This is a genomic window from Flavobacterium proteolyticum (genome assembly GCF_015223105.1).
Lineage (GTDB): Bacteria > Bacteroidota > Bacteroidia > Flavobacteriales > Flavobacteriaceae > Flavobacterium > Flavobacterium proteolyticum.
Genome location: NZ_JADFTZ010000001.1, coordinates 218,431 through 237,849, shown reverse-complemented (window position 1 = coordinate 237,849; position 19,419 = coordinate 218,431). Strand labels below are relative to the sequence as shown.

At 31.4% G+C, this 19,419-nt stretch carries 16 protein-coding genes; 10 read left to right on the top strand and 6 right to left on the bottom strand.

Annotated features, from left to right (window positions below):
- The 6 genes from IM755_RS00975 to IM755_RS00950 all read right to left on the bottom strand — a co-directional run bounded on the left by IM755_RS00975 (window position 1) and on the right by IM755_RS00950 (window position 8,044).
- Window positions 1-2,751 carry a TonB-dependent receptor gene (locus tag IM755_RS00975; protein WP_194093209.1) on the bottom strand — a complete coding sequence of 917 codons (2,751 nt, stop codon included), beginning with the start codon at window positions 2,749-2,751 and terminating at the stop codon, window positions 1-3.
- A 13-nt stretch (window positions 2,752-2,764) separates the two neighbouring features.
- Window positions 2,765-3,448: a hypothetical protein gene (locus IM755_RS00970; RefSeq protein ID WP_194093208.1), complete on the bottom strand. Its 684-nt coding sequence runs from the start codon at window positions 3,446-3,448 to the stop codon at window positions 2,765-2,767.
- A 151-nt stretch (window positions 3,449-3,599) separates the two neighbouring features.
- Entirely contained in the window at window positions 3,600-5,759 is a 2,160-nt protein-coding gene (locus IM755_RS00965) for a polyribonucleotide nucleotidyltransferase (protein WP_194093207.1), read from the bottom strand.
- A gap of 137 nt (window positions 5,760-5,896) precedes the next feature.
- Window positions 5,897-6,166 carry a 30S ribosomal protein S15 gene (rpsO, locus tag IM755_RS00960; protein ID WP_026711936.1) on the bottom strand — a complete coding sequence of 90 codons (270 nt, stop codon included), beginning with the start codon at window positions 6,164-6,166 and terminating at the stop codon, window positions 5,897-5,899.
- A gap of 120 nt (window positions 6,167-6,286) precedes the next feature.
- Window positions 6,287-7,519 carry a cation:proton antiporter gene (locus tag IM755_RS00955; RefSeq protein ID WP_194093206.1) on the bottom strand — a complete coding sequence of 411 codons (1,233 nt, stop codon included), beginning with the start codon at window positions 7,517-7,519 and terminating at the stop codon, window positions 6,287-6,289.
- Between the two features lie 69 nt (window positions 7,520-7,588).
- Window positions 7,589-8,044, bottom strand: coding sequence for a GAF domain-containing protein (locus IM755_RS00950; protein ID WP_194093205.1), 456 nt, complete (start codon window positions 8,042-8,044; stop codon window positions 7,589-7,591).
- Here IM755_RS00950 and xrtF point away from each other — a divergent pair.
- The 10 genes from xrtF (at window position 8,007) to IM755_RS00900 (ending at window position 19,412) form a co-directional block, all read left to right on the top strand.
- On the top strand, window positions 8,007-8,669 hold the full coding sequence (xrtF, locus tag IM755_RS00945; protein ID WP_228063870.1) for an exosortase family protein XrtF: 663 nt from the start codon (window positions 8,007-8,009) through the stop codon (window positions 8,667-8,669). The two genes, IM755_RS00950 and xrtF, sit on opposite strands and share 38 nt — an antisense overlap.
- Window positions 8,650-9,093 carry an exosortase F system-associated membrane protein gene (locus IM755_RS00940; protein WP_194093203.1) on the top strand — a complete coding sequence of 148 codons (444 nt, stop codon included), beginning with the start codon at window positions 8,650-8,652 and terminating at the stop codon, window positions 9,091-9,093. Before xrtF ends, IM755_RS00940 begins: the two co-directional genes overlap by 20 nt.
- Before the next feature lie 33 nt (window positions 9,094-9,126).
- Window positions 9,127-9,951 carry a restriction endonuclease gene (locus IM755_RS00935; RefSeq protein ID WP_194093202.1) on the top strand — a complete coding sequence of 275 codons (825 nt, stop codon included), beginning with the start codon at window positions 9,127-9,129 and terminating at the stop codon, window positions 9,949-9,951.
- 10 nt (window positions 9,952-9,961) lie between these two features.
- Window positions 9,962-11,317 carry an MBL fold metallo-hydrolase gene (locus IM755_RS00930; protein ID WP_194093201.1) on the top strand — a complete coding sequence of 452 codons (1,356 nt, stop codon included), beginning with the start codon at window positions 9,962-9,964 and terminating at the stop codon, window positions 11,315-11,317.
- Window positions 11,307-11,771, top strand: a complete 465-nt coding sequence (locus IM755_RS00925; protein ID WP_194093200.1) for an HYC_CC_PP family protein — start codon at window positions 11,307-11,309, stop codon at window positions 11,769-11,771. The genes IM755_RS00930 and IM755_RS00925 overlap by 11 nt, the downstream gene beginning before the upstream one ends.
- A 56-nt stretch (window positions 11,772-11,827) precedes the next feature.
- Window positions 11,828-14,128, top strand: coding sequence for a TonB-dependent receptor (locus tag IM755_RS00920; protein ID WP_194093199.1), 2,301 nt, complete (start codon window positions 11,828-11,830; stop codon window positions 14,126-14,128).
- 11 nt (window positions 14,129-14,139) lie between these two features.
- Window positions 14,140-14,484 (top strand): heavy-metal-associated domain-containing protein, encoded by a 345-nt coding sequence (locus IM755_RS00915; protein ID WP_194093198.1) that lies wholly within the window; start codon window positions 14,140-14,142, stop codon window positions 14,482-14,484.
- 150 nt (window positions 14,485-14,634) lie between these two features.
- Window positions 14,635-14,970 (top strand): hypothetical protein, encoded by a 336-nt coding sequence (locus tag IM755_RS00910; RefSeq protein ID WP_194093197.1) that lies wholly within the window; start codon window positions 14,635-14,637, stop codon window positions 14,968-14,970.
- A 74-nt stretch (window positions 14,971-15,044) separates the two neighbouring features.
- Window positions 15,045-17,540, top strand: coding sequence for a YbcC family protein (locus IM755_RS00905; protein ID WP_194093196.1), 2,496 nt, complete (start codon window positions 15,045-15,047; stop codon window positions 17,538-17,540).
- Between the two features lie 3 nt (window positions 17,541-17,543).
- The gene (locus tag IM755_RS00900; RefSeq protein WP_194093195.1) at window positions 17,544-19,412 is read left to right on the top strand and encodes a proton-conducting transporter transmembrane domain-containing protein; all 1,869 of its coding nucleotides are present in this window, start codon (window positions 17,544-17,546) and stop codon (window positions 19,410-19,412) included.
- Window positions 19,413-19,419: the final 7 nt, after the last annotated feature.

Here is a 19,419-nt window from a genome sequence, read left to right as displayed (position 1 = left end):
TTAAAATTTAAAATTATATGAAATTGTTGGTACTGGTATCGAAAAAATAGATGTTTTATATCCTTTTATTTTTCCGTCTTCTGTAACAAAATAAATAGAATAAGGGTTGTTTCTTCCTAATACATTGTATATAGAAATATTCCAAAAACTGTGTGCTAGTTTTTTAATTTTATGGTTCCCTTCAATATTAAATCCAATGTCTAATCTATAATAATCCGGTATCCTGAATTCATTTCTATTACTATAAAGTGTATATTGTGATCCGCCATAATCATAGCTGCCAACTGGATATGTAATCGGTCTTCCAGTTTGATAAACAAAATTTGTAGATGCGCTATATCGTTTAGTAAATTTATAATTTAAAATTAAATTAAAATCATGTGGTTTGTCGAAATTCGCTGGAAAATATTTTCCATTGTTTACAGTTTCTCCATCAAAAGGACTATCTAATTTAACTAGTGTTCTCGAATAAGTATATCCTGCCCATCCATTTAATCTACCACTTGTTTTCTTTACTAATAGTTCAATTCCGTAGGCTTTACCTTCTCCTTGTAAAACTTCAGTTTCTATGTGATCGTTAAGGATTAATTGCGCTCCTGTTTTAAAATCCATAAAATTTGAAGATTTTTTGTAATAACTTTCTAAACTTATTTCATAAGGAATATTTTTAAAATTTTTAAATAAACCTAATGAGATCTGCTGTCCATAGGTTGGTTTAATATTTAGGTCGGAAATTTTCCAAGTATCTGTTGGAGATTGTGTCGTGTTTGTAGATAGTTTATGTATATATTGATAGTTTGTGTCATAACTTAATTTCGTAGAAAATGTTTCAGTAATCATTTGTCTTAATGCTATTCTATACTCCAAACCATTGTAAGCTTTCATTACTTGGTTGTTGCCATAGGATACTTCTTCTATAAGATACTCGTTAGTTGTTGGTGAATTATTTTGATAAACTCTTTGTTTTCCGCTTCCTAAAGCTAGGAAATTTGAATATCTAAGCCCAAGGTTTAAAGTAAGCTTGGGAGTGATATTAAAAATGTCAGAGGCAAAAAGCGCACTTTCTAATCCTTTTTCTTTATCAACCGATTTATATTCTAAAATTGTATTTGTATCTGTAGGAGAGAATGTTCCTGGATTGATATTGTACAAAACAGAATTTAAGCCATATGAAATTTTGTGTTTTTTTCTAAAATTTAGCGAACCCTTGTAAAATAATTTTGTTTCATTTACTTTGAAGTTGAAATCAAAAGAATTTTGATTGTTACCATTGTACCCAATATCAAATTTGTATTCAGAATTAGTAATGCCAATTTGAGCACTATGTTCATCTTTAAAGTAATGCCTTGCTTTAATACCTAATATTCTGTTGCTATATGAGTAAGTGGAATCTAAGGTTAATTTAAATTTGTCTTTACTATAGTAACCGAAAACATCCAAGCTTGTTTTTTCAGATATTTTATGACTGTATTTAAGAAACAAATCATAGAATGAAGCGTTACTTTTTTTAATTTCTTCGTTGTCGACCGATTTTAATATCCAATCAGAATATGTCCCCCTTGCTGCAACTTGTAAACTAGATTTTTCTTTAATAATTGGAAGGTTTAATGTTAAATTGCTAGTAACAGGTCCTAAGCCGCCTTCTCCTGATATCTTTTCAGAATTACCGTTTTTTGATGTGATATTAAAAACAGAAGCGATTCTTCCTCCAAACTCTGCCGGAATGCTTCCTTTGTATATGTCTGCTTCATTTATAATGTAAGGATTAATGGAAGAGAAAAAACCAAAAAAGTGATTTGGGTTGTATATTGTGGCATAATCAAGTAAAAATAAATTTTGATCTTCTTTTCCACCTCTAACATTTACTCCTGATGAGCCTTCACCTGTGTTTTTAATTCCAGGTAAAGTTGTAGCAATTTTTAGTATGTCCCTTTCACCTAAAACCATTGGTACATTTTTCATCTCTTCCATATTAAAAGAGGTAACACCAGACGTTGTGTTTTTTATGATCTTATCACTTTTTGCTTCTACAACAACTTCGTTCAATTCAGTGATTGATTCAGAAACATTGAAATCAAAAGTTCCGCTATCATAAACTAAAATTTGACTTGTTAGTTTTTTATATCCAAATGATTCAACTTCAATAATGTGTTTTCCATATTGAAGTTGAATTCTGTAAGCTCCTTTTTCATCGGAAACAAACAAGTTGGATTTACCTTTTATTTTTATGACGGCATTTGATATTGGTTCCCCCGTTTTATTATTTAAAATTTTACCTTTAATTTCAAATATTCCTCTTTGATTTTCTTTTGATTCTTTTCCTATTGTATGTAATGAAATATTCTCATTGTCAGAATTTCTATAATTTTCTTCATCAGATATTAAAACTGGGGCCGACTCTTTTTCAATTTTATTTGATTCACTTTCTAAAAATGAATTTGAGACTTTATCGTAAATTAAATTATTTAGAGTTAATATTATTTTAGAATCTGTCAGATAGAAATTTATCTTAGATTCATTAAAAATTGCAGTTAAAATTTCATTTATAGAAGCATTGTTGAAATTTAAATTTATTAATTGAGATTTATTTAACCATTCTTTTTTGAAATAAAATTGATATTCAGAATTTTTTTCAATTTGATTAATACATTCTTCTATAGTTGCATCTTTGAACTCAATAGTAATCTTTTTATCTTGTGAAAAAACAAATAAGCAAACGAAAAATAATATAAGGGATAGTCTCTTTTTCATATTTACTATTGAATTATTTAATATTATTTTCTAATTGCTTTACTAAGTTTTCAAAAAACAAAGTTCTATTTTCATTGAATAGATTTGAATTTCGCTTAAAAAAATCTGCTATTTCGTTTTTGTTTTCTTTAAAAATATCAACTAAATCTTTTTTATTTTTAATTGTGTAAAATTCGTTTTTATATTGAATTACATATTCGTTTTTTAAAATGAAATTGTAGTAAACTAATTTATTTTTTACTAAATCTCTTATTTCTTTTTTATGTTTTATGTATAGACTTATTTTATTACCACTTATTTTTTCTTCATAATAGCCTTTGTAAATTCCGCTTAGTTTAACGAATTTACTATTGTTTATTGTAAATGAATTTACGTTTTCTTGAATCAATTCAATTCCAAAATTTTCTGAATTCCCATAAGGTCTATAAATTACTATATCCCTATATAAATCATATTTCAAGGTAATATTTGAATAATCTTGATTTTTATAAGTAATATTTTCAATTGAATATGTTGGAAAAAAAAATTGATTAATTTCTGTTGTTTTGTAATCATTTGTAAATAATTTGCCATTGCTTAATGATAAGTTGTCTTTCCCAACTGCATTATCGAAAAATTCTTCTATTTTATCCTGAGAATAAAGAGAGGTGTTTAAGAACAGGAAAAAAATGAAAATTAGGGAATAATACTTCTGCATATTCATGTTTTTTTAATTTATGGCAATTTAGTTAAATTTTTAACGCAAAAATGTTAAAATTATTCTTACACATAAATATGTATTGAAATAAAATCAAAAAGCCCCGATACAATTAAATGAATCAGGGCTTTTATGAATTAACGTAACTATATTAACCTTGAGGTTTATCTTTTTTCTCGATAGGTTTTTCTTCTCTTGGAGGTCTTGGTAAAAGTGCTTTTCTTGACACTTTTTCTTTACGTGTTTTAGGGTCAACACCTAAGTATTTTACCATAAACACATCACCCATATTTACTACATCGGTAACATTTTCAGTTCTTTCCCAAGCTAATTCTGATACGTGTAATAAAACTTCATTCCCAGGGGCTTTTGTATATTCTACAACAGCTCCAAAGTCTAACATTTTAATTACTTTTACTTCGTAAGCTTCTCCTACAACAGGTTTGAAAATGATTGAGTCAATTTTAGCTAAAACAGTTGCAATTCCTTCTGGACTTGTTCCTAAGATTTCAACTACACCTTGCTCATCTACTTCATTAATTACTATGGTAGTTCCAGTTGCTTTTTGTAATTCTTGAATTACTTTTCCACCAGGACCAATTAAGGCTCCAATGAAAGCTCCAGGAATTGTTCTTGTAATAATTTTTGGTGCTTTTGGTTTTACTTCAGGTCTTGGAGTTGCAATTGTTTCTGTGATTTTTCCTAAAATATGTAAACGTCCATCTCTTGCTTGACCTAAAGCTTGTTCCATGATGTCATAACGTAAACCATCAATTTTGATGTCCATTTGACAAGCTGTGATACCGTCAGCAGTTCCAGTAACTTTAAAGTCCATATCTCCTAAGTGATCTTCATCTCCTAAAATATCAGACAATACGGCAAATTTTTCTCCGTCAGTAATTAATCCCATAGCAATACCAGAAACTGGTTTTACCATTTGAACTCCAGCATCCATTAATGCCATTGTACCCGCACAAACTGTTGCCATAGAAGAAGAACCATTCGATTCTAATACTTCAGAAACAACACGAATTGTATAAGGACAATCTGCAGGAATCATGTTTTTTAAAGCTCTTTGAGCTAAATTTCCGTGACCAACTTCTCTTCTTGAAGTTCCTCTTAAAGGTTTAGCTTCACCAGTTGAAAAAGGAGGGAAGTTATAATGTAAATAGAATTTTTCTTCACCTTGTTCAGATGGAGAGTCTATTTGGTTAGCTTCTCTTGAAGTTCCTAAAGTTACCGTAGCTAAAGCTTGAGTTTCACCACGTGTAAATAAGGAAGAACCGTGAACAGAAGGTAAATAATCCGTTTCACACCAAATTGGTCTGATTTCAGTTGTTTTTCTTCCGTCTAAACGTAAGCCTTTTTCTAGGATTACATTACGAACCGCTTCTTTGTTAGTTTTGTAGAAATATTTCCCTACTAAATCTCCGTTTTCAGCTAATTCTTCTTCTGTAAATAAAGCTTTAACTTCTTCTTTTACAGCTGCGAATTTTTCGCCTCTCTCACTTTTTCCTGAAGCTTCTTGAGCAATAGCATAACATTTGTCGTAAGCTGCAGCTTTTACTTTAGCATAAATAGCTTCATCTTCTTTTTCACCTTCATATTCTCTATAAGCTGGAGAACCAATAGCAGCTCTTAAACGCTCTTGTGCTTGAATTTGAATTTTGATAGCTTCGTGAGCAAATTTGATAGCCTCTACCATTTCTGCTTCTGAAATTTCTTTCATTTCTCCTTCAACCATCGCAACAGAATCCATAGAAGCTCCAATCATCATGTCGATGTCTGATTGCTCTAATTCTTCTCTGCTTGGATTGATAACAAATTTTCCGTCGATACGTGCTACACGAACTTCAGAAATTAAGTTGTAAAAAGGAATGTCTGAAACAGCTAATGCTGCAGAAGCTGCTAATCCAGCTAATGCATCTGGCATAACGTTTTCGTCATGCGACATTAATTGAATCATTACTTGTGTTTCAGCATGATAATCATCTGGGAAAAGCGGACGCAATACACGGTCAACTAATCTCATAGTTAATACTTCGCTGTCACTTGGACGTGCTTCTCTTTTGAAGAAACCACCAGGAAAACGACCTGCTGCTGCAAATTTTTCACGATAATCAACTGTTAAAGGTAAAAAATCAACACCAGGATTTGATGTTCTTGCAGATACTGCTGTTGCTAATAACATGGCATCGCCCATACGAACAACAACAGATCCATCTGCTTGTTTGGCTAATTTTCCAGTTTCGATTGTGATGCTTCTTCCGTCACCTAAATCGATAACTTCTTGGAATACTTTTGGAATCATAAATTTTTAATTCTAAATTAAACAAAGGGTCAGTTGTGTTGTTGTTGTGTGTGTAGTTGTTTGTAACCCAATGAAAAACCAAACTTTTTCTGTCAATATAAATAAAACAAAAAGGGGCACGAAGCCCCTTTAGTTGATTATTTTCTAATATTCAATTCTTTAATAATTTCACGATATCTGTTGATATCTTTCTTTTTTAAGTAGTCAAGAAGACTTCTTCTTTTACCTACTAAAAGTACTAACGAACGCTCAGTGTTATAATCATGACGATTTTTTTTCAAGTGCTCAGTTAAGTGAGAAATTCTAAATGTAAATAATGCGATTTGCCCTTCAGCAGATCCAGTGTTTTCAGCTTTTCCTCCGTGTTTAGCGAAGATTTCAGCTTTAGTTTCTTTTGTCAAGTACATGCCAATATTATTTTAAATGATTTTTATGTATGAATTGTATGGTTGCAATTCGGGTGCAAAGATAAAAATAATTGTGAATTACGAAGTATAAATTATGAATTATTTTTGAGAATTAAAATCTTAAGCAACATTATCAATTGATTTAAAGGCTCTTTTTAATAAAAACGGAGTTGCTAATGTAGTGATAAGTCCCATGATTACTAACATCGAAAATATTTCCGTATTGATAATTCCAGCTTTATAAGCAATGTTAGCGATTACTAATTCCATGATTCCTCGGGCATTTAAACCAAAACCTAAGGCAAGCGAAATTTTATGATCTAATCGTGCAAAACGGCCTCCGGCATATCCACCAATAATTTTCGATAAGAAAGAAACGGCAATTATGGCAAATAATAAAGGGTAATTTTGAATTGATGAAAACTGAAATTCTAAACCTATTCCTGCAAAGAAAATGGGAGCTAAAAATCCCATTGCCATACTATTAGTTGTGTTGTGAAACGTGTTTAAATGTTTTTCACCAACTAATTCTTTTGAAATTAACATCGAAGCAAAAAAGGCTCCAATTATAAAATGCAATCCAATACTTTCGGTAATAGTGGCAAAGATTAGAATGAACACAAAAAATACTGCAAAAAGCGATTCTTTTCCTTTTAATAGCGAAAGTATCTTATTTAGTTTGTTTTCTATTAAATTTTCTTCTCTTGATACATTTCGGATAACACGATAGGTGGCAATTACTAAAATTAAAAAACAACTCAGTTTTAAAAGCGTTAATAAAGTTGCATGAGTTATGTTAGCAAATGTTTGCTCAACATCTTTAATATCTAATAAAATACCTAAAATGGTTAGTGCAATTACATCATCAAAAATGGCGACAGAAATAATTTTTTGTCCTACTGGAGAATTTAATTTACCTAAATCCATCAAAATTCGAATACTAACAGGTAAAGCAGTAATGGCAACGCATAATCCTATGAATATTGTTGACATTACATCTAATTCAAAATATCTTCCCACAAAAAAACCTGAAACAATTGGAACAAAAAAGGCTAAAAGTGAAATCACAATATTTCGACCTTTCATGGATTTCACAATTTCATCCAAATTAATTTCTAAGCCTGCAATAATAACCAATAAGAAAACTCCTAATTCAGAAATTACTTTTAACTCTTCGGTACGATGAATGAAATTTAAAATTGTTGGACCTAAAAGAACACCAGCTAAAATTTCACCTATCATGGCAGGCTGTTTAAAACGTTCCATGATTTCGCCAAAAAAACGTGCTAAAACTAATAATAGCAATAAATTAGCAAAAAAAGGAAGTTCTAAACTTGGGACATTAAATTCCATAAATAGCCAGAGTCGTGTTAGTTATAATCACGACAAATGTATAAAAAAGAGTTAAAGATTATTTGTTACTTAAAATAATTTTGCAACTTGTTCATTTACAAACTCTAAAAAACGTTCGTCTGCTTCGGTAAACGGGTCTAAAACGTGAGAATCGATATCGATTTGGCCAATATTAACTCCGTTAACGAATAGTGGAACTACAATTTCAGATTTTACAGTAAAACTACACGCAATGTAATTGTCTTGCGCTTTTACATCTGGAACCACAAAATTAGCATTTGATTCTGCAACTTGTCCGCAAATTCCTTTTCCAAATGGAATTACAGTATGGTCAGTTTCAGCTCCAACATACGGACCTAAATGCAAAGTTCTAGCTTCGTGATTCGCGAAATAAAATCCTACCCAATCATAATAACTTACGTTCTCACTTAATAATTGGCAAACTTCTTTTAGTTTTTCATCGCGAGTAGCGTTTTCTTTTTCAATAATGTTTGAAACAATTGGTTTTAATTCTTCAAATGTCATAGTTGTATTTTTTTTGCAAAAGTATTTATTCCTTAGTATTAAAAAATCTATATTTTTGTTAAAAATAGATAGTTTGAAAAATATTTTTAATCAGTACAAGCATTTTTTTACTTTTTTACTAAAGTTTGTTTTGTTTTATGTCGTTTTTATTTTTGTTTACAAGTTGTATTTAAGTCAATTTGATTTGCAAAAAAACGAAGTAGATGGCATTACAAAGTCAGTAGCTTATCAGACTCAACAATTCATGTTGTGGTTTGAGAATGACGTTAATATAGTGAAAAATGAAAATGAGCCTTCAATAAAAATGATCTACAAAACCAAATATGTAGCGCGAATTATAGAAGGTTGTAATGCTATAAGTGTAATGATTTTATTTGCTTCTTTTGTTTTTGCTTTTTCATCGCAATGGAAAAAAACCACTTTGTATATTCTGATAGGCATTTCTGTAATTCATATTTTAAATATTATTAGAATTGCTGTTCTGTCTCTGTCTTTATTTTATTTTTCAGAATACGAAGAAGTTCTTCACGGAACTTTATTTCCACTTTTCATATATGGAGTAGTGTTTGTTTTATGGATTCTTTGGGTAACTAAATATTCGGGCTATGTTAAAAAATATAAATAAGCATAAGTTCAGAATTAGTTTACTTCTTTTATCTCTTTTAGGGTTAATCTTCATACGAGCATTCGAAAGTCAACTCTTTTACGATCCTTTTTTAGCTTTTTTTAAATTAGATTACCAAAACAAATCATTGCCTGATTTTGATGGTATTTCTTTGTTTTTCGGACTATTAATTCGGTATGTTTTGAATATGTTACTTTCTTTGGGAATTATCTATCTATTATTCAAGCAATTACCGTTGGTTCGATTTGCGATGCTTTTATATGGTGTATTTTTTGTGGTATTGATAGTTTTGTTTTTTGGATTGCTTCATTTTTCTAAACATCCAGATTATTTGATTTTATTCTATATCCGAAGATTTTTAATTCAACCTCTTTTTTTAGTTTTATTTATTCCAGCATTTTATTATCAACAAATTTCTCGCTAAATTTTCGTACCTTTATGAAATAATCGTTTGATTATGAAAGTTACTAAATATTCCGGCGAGTTAGTTCATTACGACGAACAAAAACTAATCAATTCTCTAAAAAAATCAGGAGCCGACCAAGCTATGGCGGAAACTATCGTTAAAGAGATTGAAAGCGAAATGTATGAAGGAATTTCTTCAAAAAAAATCTACAAACGTGCTTATCAATTATTAAAGAATATTTCAAACGTTCATGCGGCACGATACAATTTAAGAACCGCTTTGTTAGGGCTTGGTCCAGCCGGATTTTTCTTTGAAAAGTTCATTGCAAAAGTTATGCAGGAACAAGGTTTTAAAACGAAAGTTAGTGTTAAATTAAACGGAAAATGCATTTCACATGAAATCGACATTTTGCTTCTCAAAAATGATATAGTTTCTATGATTGAATGTAAATTTCACTCAGGTCAAGATGCAAAAAGTGATGTAAAAGTACCCATGTATATTTTATCTCGATTTAATGATGTGAAAGATAGAAAATACGACTTGTTTTCGGCCAAGCGAAATATTTCAAAATGTATCATTGTTACTAATAATAAATTTACGACTGATGCAATTCAATTTGGAGAATGTTCGGGTTTGAATATGTTGAGTTGGGATTATCCACAAAAAAATGGCATCAAAGAATTGGTTGATCGTTATCGAGTATATCCTGTAACTTGTTTAACGACTTTGACTAAAGCAGAAAAAGACCAATTACTTATTTTAGATTGTATTACTATAAAAGATTTAATTCTGCATCCTGATTATTTGAAAACCATTGAGTTAAGTCACAATCGAATTAAAAATGTACTTAAAGAAGCCAATCAATTAACCAATTAAAAACAAAATCATGAAAATTCATTTTTTAGGCGGAGCTGGAACTGTAACAGGTTCAAAAACGTTAATCGAACACAATAATATTCGAATTTTGATTGATTGCGGAATGTTCCAAGGTATCAAATCGTTGCGCGAATTAAATCGAGAACCGCTTCCCATTTTACCTGAAACGATTGATTTTGTATTGCTTACTCACGGACATTTAGATCATTGCGGTTGGTTGCCAAAACTAGTTAACGAAGGTTTCAACGGAAAAATTTTCTGCACCCGACCAACGAAAGAAATTTCGCGATTGATTTTATATGACAGTGCAAAAATTCAGGAAGAAGAAGCTAAAAAAGCGAATGAAGAACATTTTTCAAAACACGATCCAGCCGAACCTTTGTATACTGAAGCCGAAGTTGATGCTGTAATTCCGAAGTTTCGAGTAGTAGATAAAGATTTGGATATAAAACTCGATGATGATATTTCGTTTAAATTCTTTTATGCAAGTCATATTTTAGGCGCTTGTTCGATTGAATTAACCATCGATGGAAAAGTTTTGGTTTTCTCAGGTGACATTGGTCAAGATGATGATGTATTAATGTTTCCGCCTCAAAAACCTAAAAAAGCAGATTATGTTTTTTTAGAAAGTACCTATGGAAATCGTCTTCATCCACAAACCGATGCTTTACTTGAATTGGAAACCATTATCAACAATACGTTCAATAAAGGCGGAACCGTTGTAATTCCAAGTTTTGCAGTGGAACGTGTGCAAACCATGATGTATTTGATTTGGCAATTGAAAAAAGAAGAACGCATTCCAGATATTCCTTTTGTCATTGATACACCAATGGGAATTAGTGTTTTAGATGTTTTTAAAGACAATAGCACTTGGCACAAACTTTCCTTTGAAGATTGCGATGAAATGTGCAAAGTTTTCACCTTAATTTCCGATTACAAAGACAGCATGAATGCAGTTTTTGATAAAAAACCAAAAGTTGTCATCGCTGCAAGCGGGATGATTACAGGTGGAAGAGTGTTGTCCTATTTAGAGCGATTAATCGATAAACCTGAAACCACTGTAACTTTAGTTGGTTATCAAGCAGAAGGAACACGCGGCAGAAAATTATTAGAAGGCGCTCAAGAAATCAAAATTTACGGTAATTATTATCCTGTGCAAGCGAATATTTTGTTAATTGAAAGTTTATCCGCACATGGCGACCAAAAAGATTTACTGAATTGGTTATCTGAATTGGAGACGAAACCTAAAAAAGTATTCTTAGTCCACGGTGAAAATGAAGCAGCCGATGAATTGCGTTTAAAAGTGCAAGAACAATATGGTTTTGATGCTCAAGTGCCATTTTTAGGTCAAGTCATTGAAATTTAGATTAAAATTAACGCAAATTAAAATTCAATTTGCTACTTTTGTTCCGATGAATTTCAGAAAACACATAAGTATAGTTTTAGCTTCCTTAGTATTGCTTGCCAATTTAGGGTTGAGTTTTGCTGTACATTATTGTAAAGATGAAATTGCATCGGTTTCTTTTCAATATCAAGAAGACGAACCTTGTGTTGAAGATGTAAAATCATGTTGTGCAAAAGAAGATTCTCACGATTCTTGTTGTTCTAACAAGCTAATCAAAGTTGAAAAAAAGACCGATGATATATTGGTTAAAACCCTTCAATTAGATTTAGAACAAGTAGTTTTTGTTGCTGATTGGAAGCCTAATTTAGTTGCATTTGAATCAGAAAACACCATTTCAAATGAAGCGGCGTATTATTGCGATTCTCACGCACCACCACTCTACAAACTCTATTGTCAATTGGTTTTTTACGCATAAGTTTATTGTTTTTTATTCTGTAAATCAAAGAATTAATAACAATAAATAACTTTATTATGTTTAAAAATATAGCGTTTTTGCTATTCTTTGTTTCTCAATTTATTTATTCACAAGAAACCATAAAAGGAATAGTAACAGACGAAAATAATCAACCTTTATTAGGTGCCAATGTGTTTTGGTTCAATACCGCAGTAGGTACCACCACAGATGAAAATGGGAATTTCACTATAAAAAAATCTCCAGAAACGTCTTCTTTAGTAATCAGTTATATTGGTTTTGAAACTCAAAAAATCGATGTAGTAAATAATACCATCTCTGTTATTTTGAAAGAAGTAAAAACTTTAAAAGAAGTAACGATTACCAAGACTAAAAAAGGAACGGAACATTCTTTGTATAAAGTCCAAAACATTCAAGTAATGGGACAAAAAGAGTTGCTTAAAGCAGCTTGTTGTAACTTATCTGAAAGTTTTAGTACGAATCCATCCATCGATGTAAATTTTTCCGATGCGGTAACTGGAAATCGTCAAATTAAAATGTTGGGTTTAACGAGTCCGTATATTTTAATAGCGGAAGAGAATATTCCTTCAGTTCGTGGTGCTTCGCAAGCGTATGGATTGTCTTTTGTGCCTGGAACTTGGGTAGAAAGTATCCAAATTACAAAAGGAGCTGGAAGTGTGATTAATGGTTACGAAAGTATTTCAGGGCAAATCAATTATGAAGTTTTAAAACCAGTTAATGATATTCCATTTTTCTTGAATGCATATGGTTCTCAAGATAGTCGCTATGAAATCAATACGCATTTCAATAACAAGTTTTCTGATAAATTGAGTTCAACTTTGTTTCTACATGGCAATACCAGACAAAACAGAAACGATATGAACAACGACGGATTTTTAGATGGTCCAATTGGAAAACAAGTCAATATTTTAAACCGTTGGCAATATAACGATGCCGAAAATGGAATCGTAAGTTTTTTAAATGTTCGTTACATGAACGATGAAAAACAAGCTGGTGAAATGGATTTTAATCCCGATACGGATAGGTTAACAACAAACGCTTGGGGAAGTGAAATCAATACCGAAAAAATTGAAATTTCAAACAAAACAGGTTACGTTTTTCCAGATATGCCATATCAAAGTTTCGGATTTCAGAACTCGTTTCAATCGCACAAACAAGATTCGTATTTTGGTTTGAGTCAGTATGATATTCATCAAAAAAGTTTTTATTCGAATTTATTATTCAATTCGATTATCAACAACACCAAGAATAAATTTACAACAGGTTTAAATTTCTCTTATGATGATTATAACGAATTCGTAGCGGTGAATTTCAGTCGTGATTTTTCAAGAATTGATAACTCAGTTGGTGCGTTTTTTGAATACACTTATGACAATTCTGATAATTTCAGTTTAGTGGCTGGTGCAAGAGTAGATAATCATAATCGTTTAGGAACTTTTATCACGCCAAGATTACATATTCGTTACAATCCTTGGAAAGAAGCGGTAATTAGAGCTTCAGCAGGAAGAGGAAAACGCGCTGCTAATATTCTTTCTGAAAATCAGCAATTATTCGCATCTAACAGAAATTTCTCAATTTTGAATACGGATGGAAAATTGTATGGATTAAATCCAGAAATTGCTTGGAATTACGGATTAAGTTTCATTCAAAAATTCAAATTAGCAGGAAAAGATGCTGAGGTAATTTTAGATTATTATCGTACTGATTTTCAAAATCAAGCGGTTGTAGATATTGATGCTTCTCCACAAGATGTTTTATTTTACAATTTAAAAGGGAATAGTTTTGCGAATTCATTCCAAGCTGAATTTTCCATTGATTTGATGACACATTTGACTTTTAAAACGGCATACAAATATTACGATGTTCAAACGCAATTCACAAGAGGACAATTAGAAAGACCTTTACAAGCTAAACACCGTGTTTTCGGGAATTTAGCCTACGAAACACACATCAAAGACAAAGGACAACAATGGAAGTTTGATGTGACTTATAATTGGTTAGGTGAACAACGTTTGCCATATACACAATCAAATCCAGTACAGTATCGTTTAGATGAATATGCAAAAGCTTTTGGTACATTGAATGCTCAAATTACGAGAACGTTTTCAAGTGCTTTTGAAGTGTATGTGGGAGGAGAAAACATGGGGAATTACAAACAAATGAATGGAATTGTTCAAAATGAAAACCCTTTTGGTACTTATTTTGATAGTAGTATGATATACGGACCCACTTTTGGTGCTATGTATTATGCTGGATTGCGATTTAAAATTAAAGACAAAAAAGAAAATCATAAAATTGAAGAGCTAACTCCAATAGAGGAAGAAGTTCATAACCATTAAAAAACAGAAAAATGAAAAGAATAGTTTTTTTAGTATTAGCCTGCCTTTTTTCACTAACTATGGTAGCTCAAGAGAAGAAAAGCAAAAACAAAAAAGTAGAATTTAAAGTAGCAGGAAATTGTGAAATGTGCGAAAAACGTATTGAAAAAGCAGCTTTTTCTGTGAAAGGTGTAAAAAGTGCTGAGTGGCACGCAGATCATGGCGATATTCATTTAATTATAGATGAAACGAAATGTTCAGCTGAAGATGTAGCAAAAGCTATTGCGGCAGTAGGGCATGATACAGAATTTGTAAAAGCCAATGATGAGGTTTATGACAAGCTTCACGGCTGTTGTAACTATGAACGAATGAAATAGTAAAAATCCGATTAGAAACTCTAATCGGATTTTTTGTTAAAATAATCTGTAATTTAATTCTTCGAATCAAAATATACTATACATTTGTAGTCACTTTAGGTAAAGAGTAAATTCAATTTGAAAAGATTTCTACAATTATTACCAATTTTTATGCTCACTTTTTTTACGTGGGCTGTTGGTGTTTCAATCAATCCTTCTGAAATAATTGTAAGTGTACCTCAAACTGAATTTCAACAAAAGTATTCTGTATCTGATTATTCTCATTTTCAAACCGTTGAGGTTGAAGAGGGGGAATTCGTTATCATTGAATCAGAACCTGAGTTTGAAGTTGAATTAGATTGGTTTTCAATTCCATCTAAATCTTTTAACGTTGTTAAAACTTCTCTAGAAGAGCAATCAAATTCGCATACAACCTTTATATTTTCTTCAAAAGAAACCATTCCACTTTACGATTTATATTGTAATTGGAAGTTTCATCTTTCTTAATACACGTTTATTGTTTTTCACATCATTAGTTTGATTGTGAATGTTCACTGTGTATTAATCTATTTCATTAATCAATGAAAACACATACCGTTGGTTTTGACGAACACGAAGTTCTTCATCACTTAACCCATTATTTACCAGCGCAAAATCCGTTGAAAGACTTTGTGCACCACAATACTTTGCATGCTTTTCAAAGTAAAAAATTTCACGACGCACTATTAGAAGCTTCTACTATTTTTGGTTATAAAACCTATTTATCAATAACCGATTTTAGACAACGATTTGCTAATAAAGAAATCAATGAAGCGGTTTTAGATGCTATCATTATAAAAGCAAAAGGAGCTGAAAATCTTCAAACTTGGAAAGAAAAATTATTAAAAACCAATTATGATGAATCGGTTTCTCCAAGAATAGGAAGTTTACGTTCTAATTGGAAAAAATACTATGCTATAAATCTTGAAAAATCAACACATAGCTTGTTGTTTCGCGTTTTGTGTAGTTATTTAGATCAAGGAATTGCCATTTGGAATTTCCCTATACATGATAAAGGTTTTTTAGCTTCAATTAAAGAGTTAGAAAAGAATACCTTTAAAGGGATTTTTACTTCTAATAGAGCAAAAAAATTATTACAAGAAAACGCTTCTATTACCCAATTATTAGAATTAATTGTAGGAAAAGAAGAATTATTCGAACAATATTTATTTGACCAACAATTCGGTCATCCAGGTTGGAGCGGAATGATTGCGACTATTGAAAACAATCCAAGTTCTTTATTAGATTCAAAACAAATTACATTAGAAGAATTAATCAAGTTTGAATTACTTCTTGAGATTGACACTTTAGATTCAAAGTTCAATGATATTTGGGCGCCACTTGGTTTTAAAATCGAAGATGAAGAATTCTTATTATTTGAAAAAGTAGAATACAACGAGCTTTTTGATGTTTTATCTATTTGGCAACAAGCATTCGAATGGAATTTTTACGATGCTGTTTTATCGAATGTTCAAAATGTAAAAGAAGAAAAGTTAGAAGAAATTCCAAGTTTTCAAGGTGTGTTTTGTATGGACGACAGAGAATGTTCGTTCAGAAGACATATTGAACATATCGATAAAAATGTGTCCACTTTTGGAACTGCGGCTTTCTTTAATTTCGAGTTTTTCTATCAACCGGTAAATGGGAAATTTTACACCAAATTATGTCCAGCGCCTGTTACTCCAAAATTCTTAATCAAAGAAGAACATAGAAAGAAAAAACAGGCTAAAGATTTGCATTATCACAAACAATCGCACTCATTGTTTTTTGGTTGGATTATTAGTCAAACGTTAGGTTTTTCATCAGCTTTAAAATTGTTTTTGAATATTTTTAAACCTTCGATGTCGCCTGCTACAACGGCTTCTTTCAAGCATTTACATAAAAAATCGAAATTAGTTATTGAAAATACTGATGCCAATCAAAAAGAGAATGATTTGCAAATTGGTTTTTCGGTAGAAGAAATGGCCAATAGAGTAGAAGGTTTACTAAAAAGTATCGGATTAGTTTCGAATTTTTCGCCAATAGTTTACGTGGTTGGTCACGGAGCAACCAGTATCAATAATACGCATTATGCAGGTTATGATTGTGGTGCTTGTTGCGGAAGACCAAGTTCTGTTAACGCAAAAGTAGCTTCGTTTGCAGCAAATCATCCAGATGTTAGAGCTATTTTGAGACAAAGAGGAATCGACATTCCAACTTCAACTCAATTTTTACCAGCTTTGCATGATACTACTCGTGATGAAATTGCTTTTTATGATGAAGATACGTTATCAGAAACGAATAAAGCTTTACACCAACAAAATGTAATCACATTTACAAAAGCCTTAGATAACAATGCAAAAGAGCGTTCAAGACGTTTTGATACGATTGATACTTCAGATACTTTAGAAAAAGTTCATGAAAAAGTAAAACGTCGCTCTTTATCTTTATTTGAACCTCGTCCTGAATTAAATCATGCTACAAATGCGATGTGTATTGTAGGAAGAAGAAGTTTGTCAAAACAATTGTTTTTAGATCGACGTTCATTCTTGAATTCATATGACTACGAAGTAGATCCTTCTGGAGATTATTTAGCCATTATCTTAGGTGCAGTTGCTCCAGTTGGTGGTGGAATTAATTTAGAATATTATTTCTCAAGAGTTGACAATCAAAAACTAGGAGCTGGCTCTAAATTACCTCATAACGTAATGGGATTAATTGGAGTTGCTAACGGAATTGATGGCGATTTACGTCCAGGTTTACCAAGTCAAATGATTGAGGTTCATGATCCAGTTCGTTTGTTAGTCATTGCCGAACATTTCCCAGAGAAAGTACTATATGCAATTTCTAAAAATCCAGCTACATACGAATGGTTTAAAAATGATTGGGTGAAATTAGTGGCAGTTCAACCTGAAACTAAAGAGCTTTTTGTTTTTGAAGATGAAAAGTTGGTTCCCTATCAACCAATTCAAACTGTGAATTTTATCAAAGATGAAATGCAACTGGTTGAAACTACAAAAGAGAATCTTCCGGTAGGAATAATTACTAATACCATTTAAGTCATGAACGAGTTATTGCAATATTTTATACTGTTACCGTTTTTAGGCTTTATCATTAGTTTGTTTTTGCCTGAATCTAAAGAAAAAGCCATCTCATGGACGGCTTTTGGAACGGTTTTTTTACAATTAGTAGGATTAGTAGCTTTTATCATTTTTTGGATAATTGATGGAGCTAAAGATTTGAATTTATTAGAATTATCGATATTAAAAACAGCTCATTATGAGTTTTTTATCGATTTCTATTTTGACCAAATCTCAGCTGTTTATTTATTCATTGGAGCTTTATTAACTTCGATGATAACTACTTATAGTCGCTATTACTTACATAGAGAAAAAGGATACAAACGTTTTTTTAATACGGTTTTGTTTTTCTTTTTCGGATATAATTTAGCTATTTTATCAGGTAACTTTGAAACCTTATTCATTGGTTGGGAAATCATTGGAATTTCCTCTTTCCTTTTAATCGCTTTTTATAGAGAACGTTATTTACCCGTTAAAAATGCTTTCAAAGTATTTTCAATTTATAGAATTGGCGATGTCGGATTGTTATTAGCGATGTGGGCAAGTCACCATTTATTTCATGAGAATATTACCTTCATGAAGTTGAATAATTACGAATTGGTGAATGAGCATTTGCAAAATCATTCTATTATCGGAATATTCATTGCACTTTGTTTGGCTTGTGCTGCAGCGGCAAAATCAGCTCAGATTCCGTTTTCGTCTTGGTTGCCAAGAGCTATGGAAGGACCAACGCCTTCGAGCGCAATTTTCTATGGTTCGTTATCAGTGCATTTAGGAGTTTTCTTAATGTTGAGAACGTTTCCATTTTGGGAACATCAAACCACCATGCGAATTGCCATAGGATTAATGGGATTAACCACAAGTTTGGCGGCATCGGTTATGGCAAGAGTTCAATCTTCTGTGAAGAGTCAAGTTGCGTATAGTTCAATTTCTCAAATTGGAATTATTTTCATTGAAATTGCTTTAGGTTTTGAAACATTAGCCTTAATTCACTTTGCTGGAAATGCATTCTTGAGAACCTATCAATTATTAGTTTCTCCTTCAGTGGTAAGCTATTTAATTCGCGACCAGTTTTACAATTTCAAACCAAGAGAAAAAGCAATCGAAGATTCGTATCCAAAGAAAATAGAATACACGCTTTACATTTTAGCCCTTAAAGAATTCAATTTGGAAGGATTCTTAAATATGGTGTTGTGGAAACCCTTGAAAATAATTGGTAAATCGCTAGATTTCTTGAATATTAAGAGAATTTATTTCTTGTTTGTCCCAATTTACTTGCTAGGATTTATAACTTATAAATTTAAGTTGCATTTGCCTTATCAGTTAACTAATATTCTTCCGGAATTGTTTGCCTTTATCGGATTGGTATTTGTATTCAAATCGTTTTCAGAGCGAAGAAGTCCGTTTTTAGCATGGATTTTAATTGTGATGAATCATTTTTGGATTGCTTTAGCCATTGTGTTTAATGATAAAGTAAGTATTAGTGAGATTGCTTACTATTTGGCTGGAATTATTGTTGCCGGAATTATAGGGTACGTGGCTTTATTACAACTTCGAAAATTAGAAAGAAAGATTCTTATTAATCAGTATTTAGGTCATGTTTACGAGCATCCTAAATTTGCTTTCTTTTTCTTATTAGCCACTTTAGGAATCACAGGTTTTCCAATTACAACAACTTTCATCGGCGAAGATTTAGTTTTTAGTCATATAGATAGTAATCAACTTTTCTTAGCCTTTTTTGTAGCATCAAGTTTTGTGGTTTCGGGTATTGCTGGAATCCGAATTTATGCTCGTCTTTTCTTAGGTCCTCATGTTAAAACATATCATGAGTTACCTTACAAATCATCTTAATTTATTC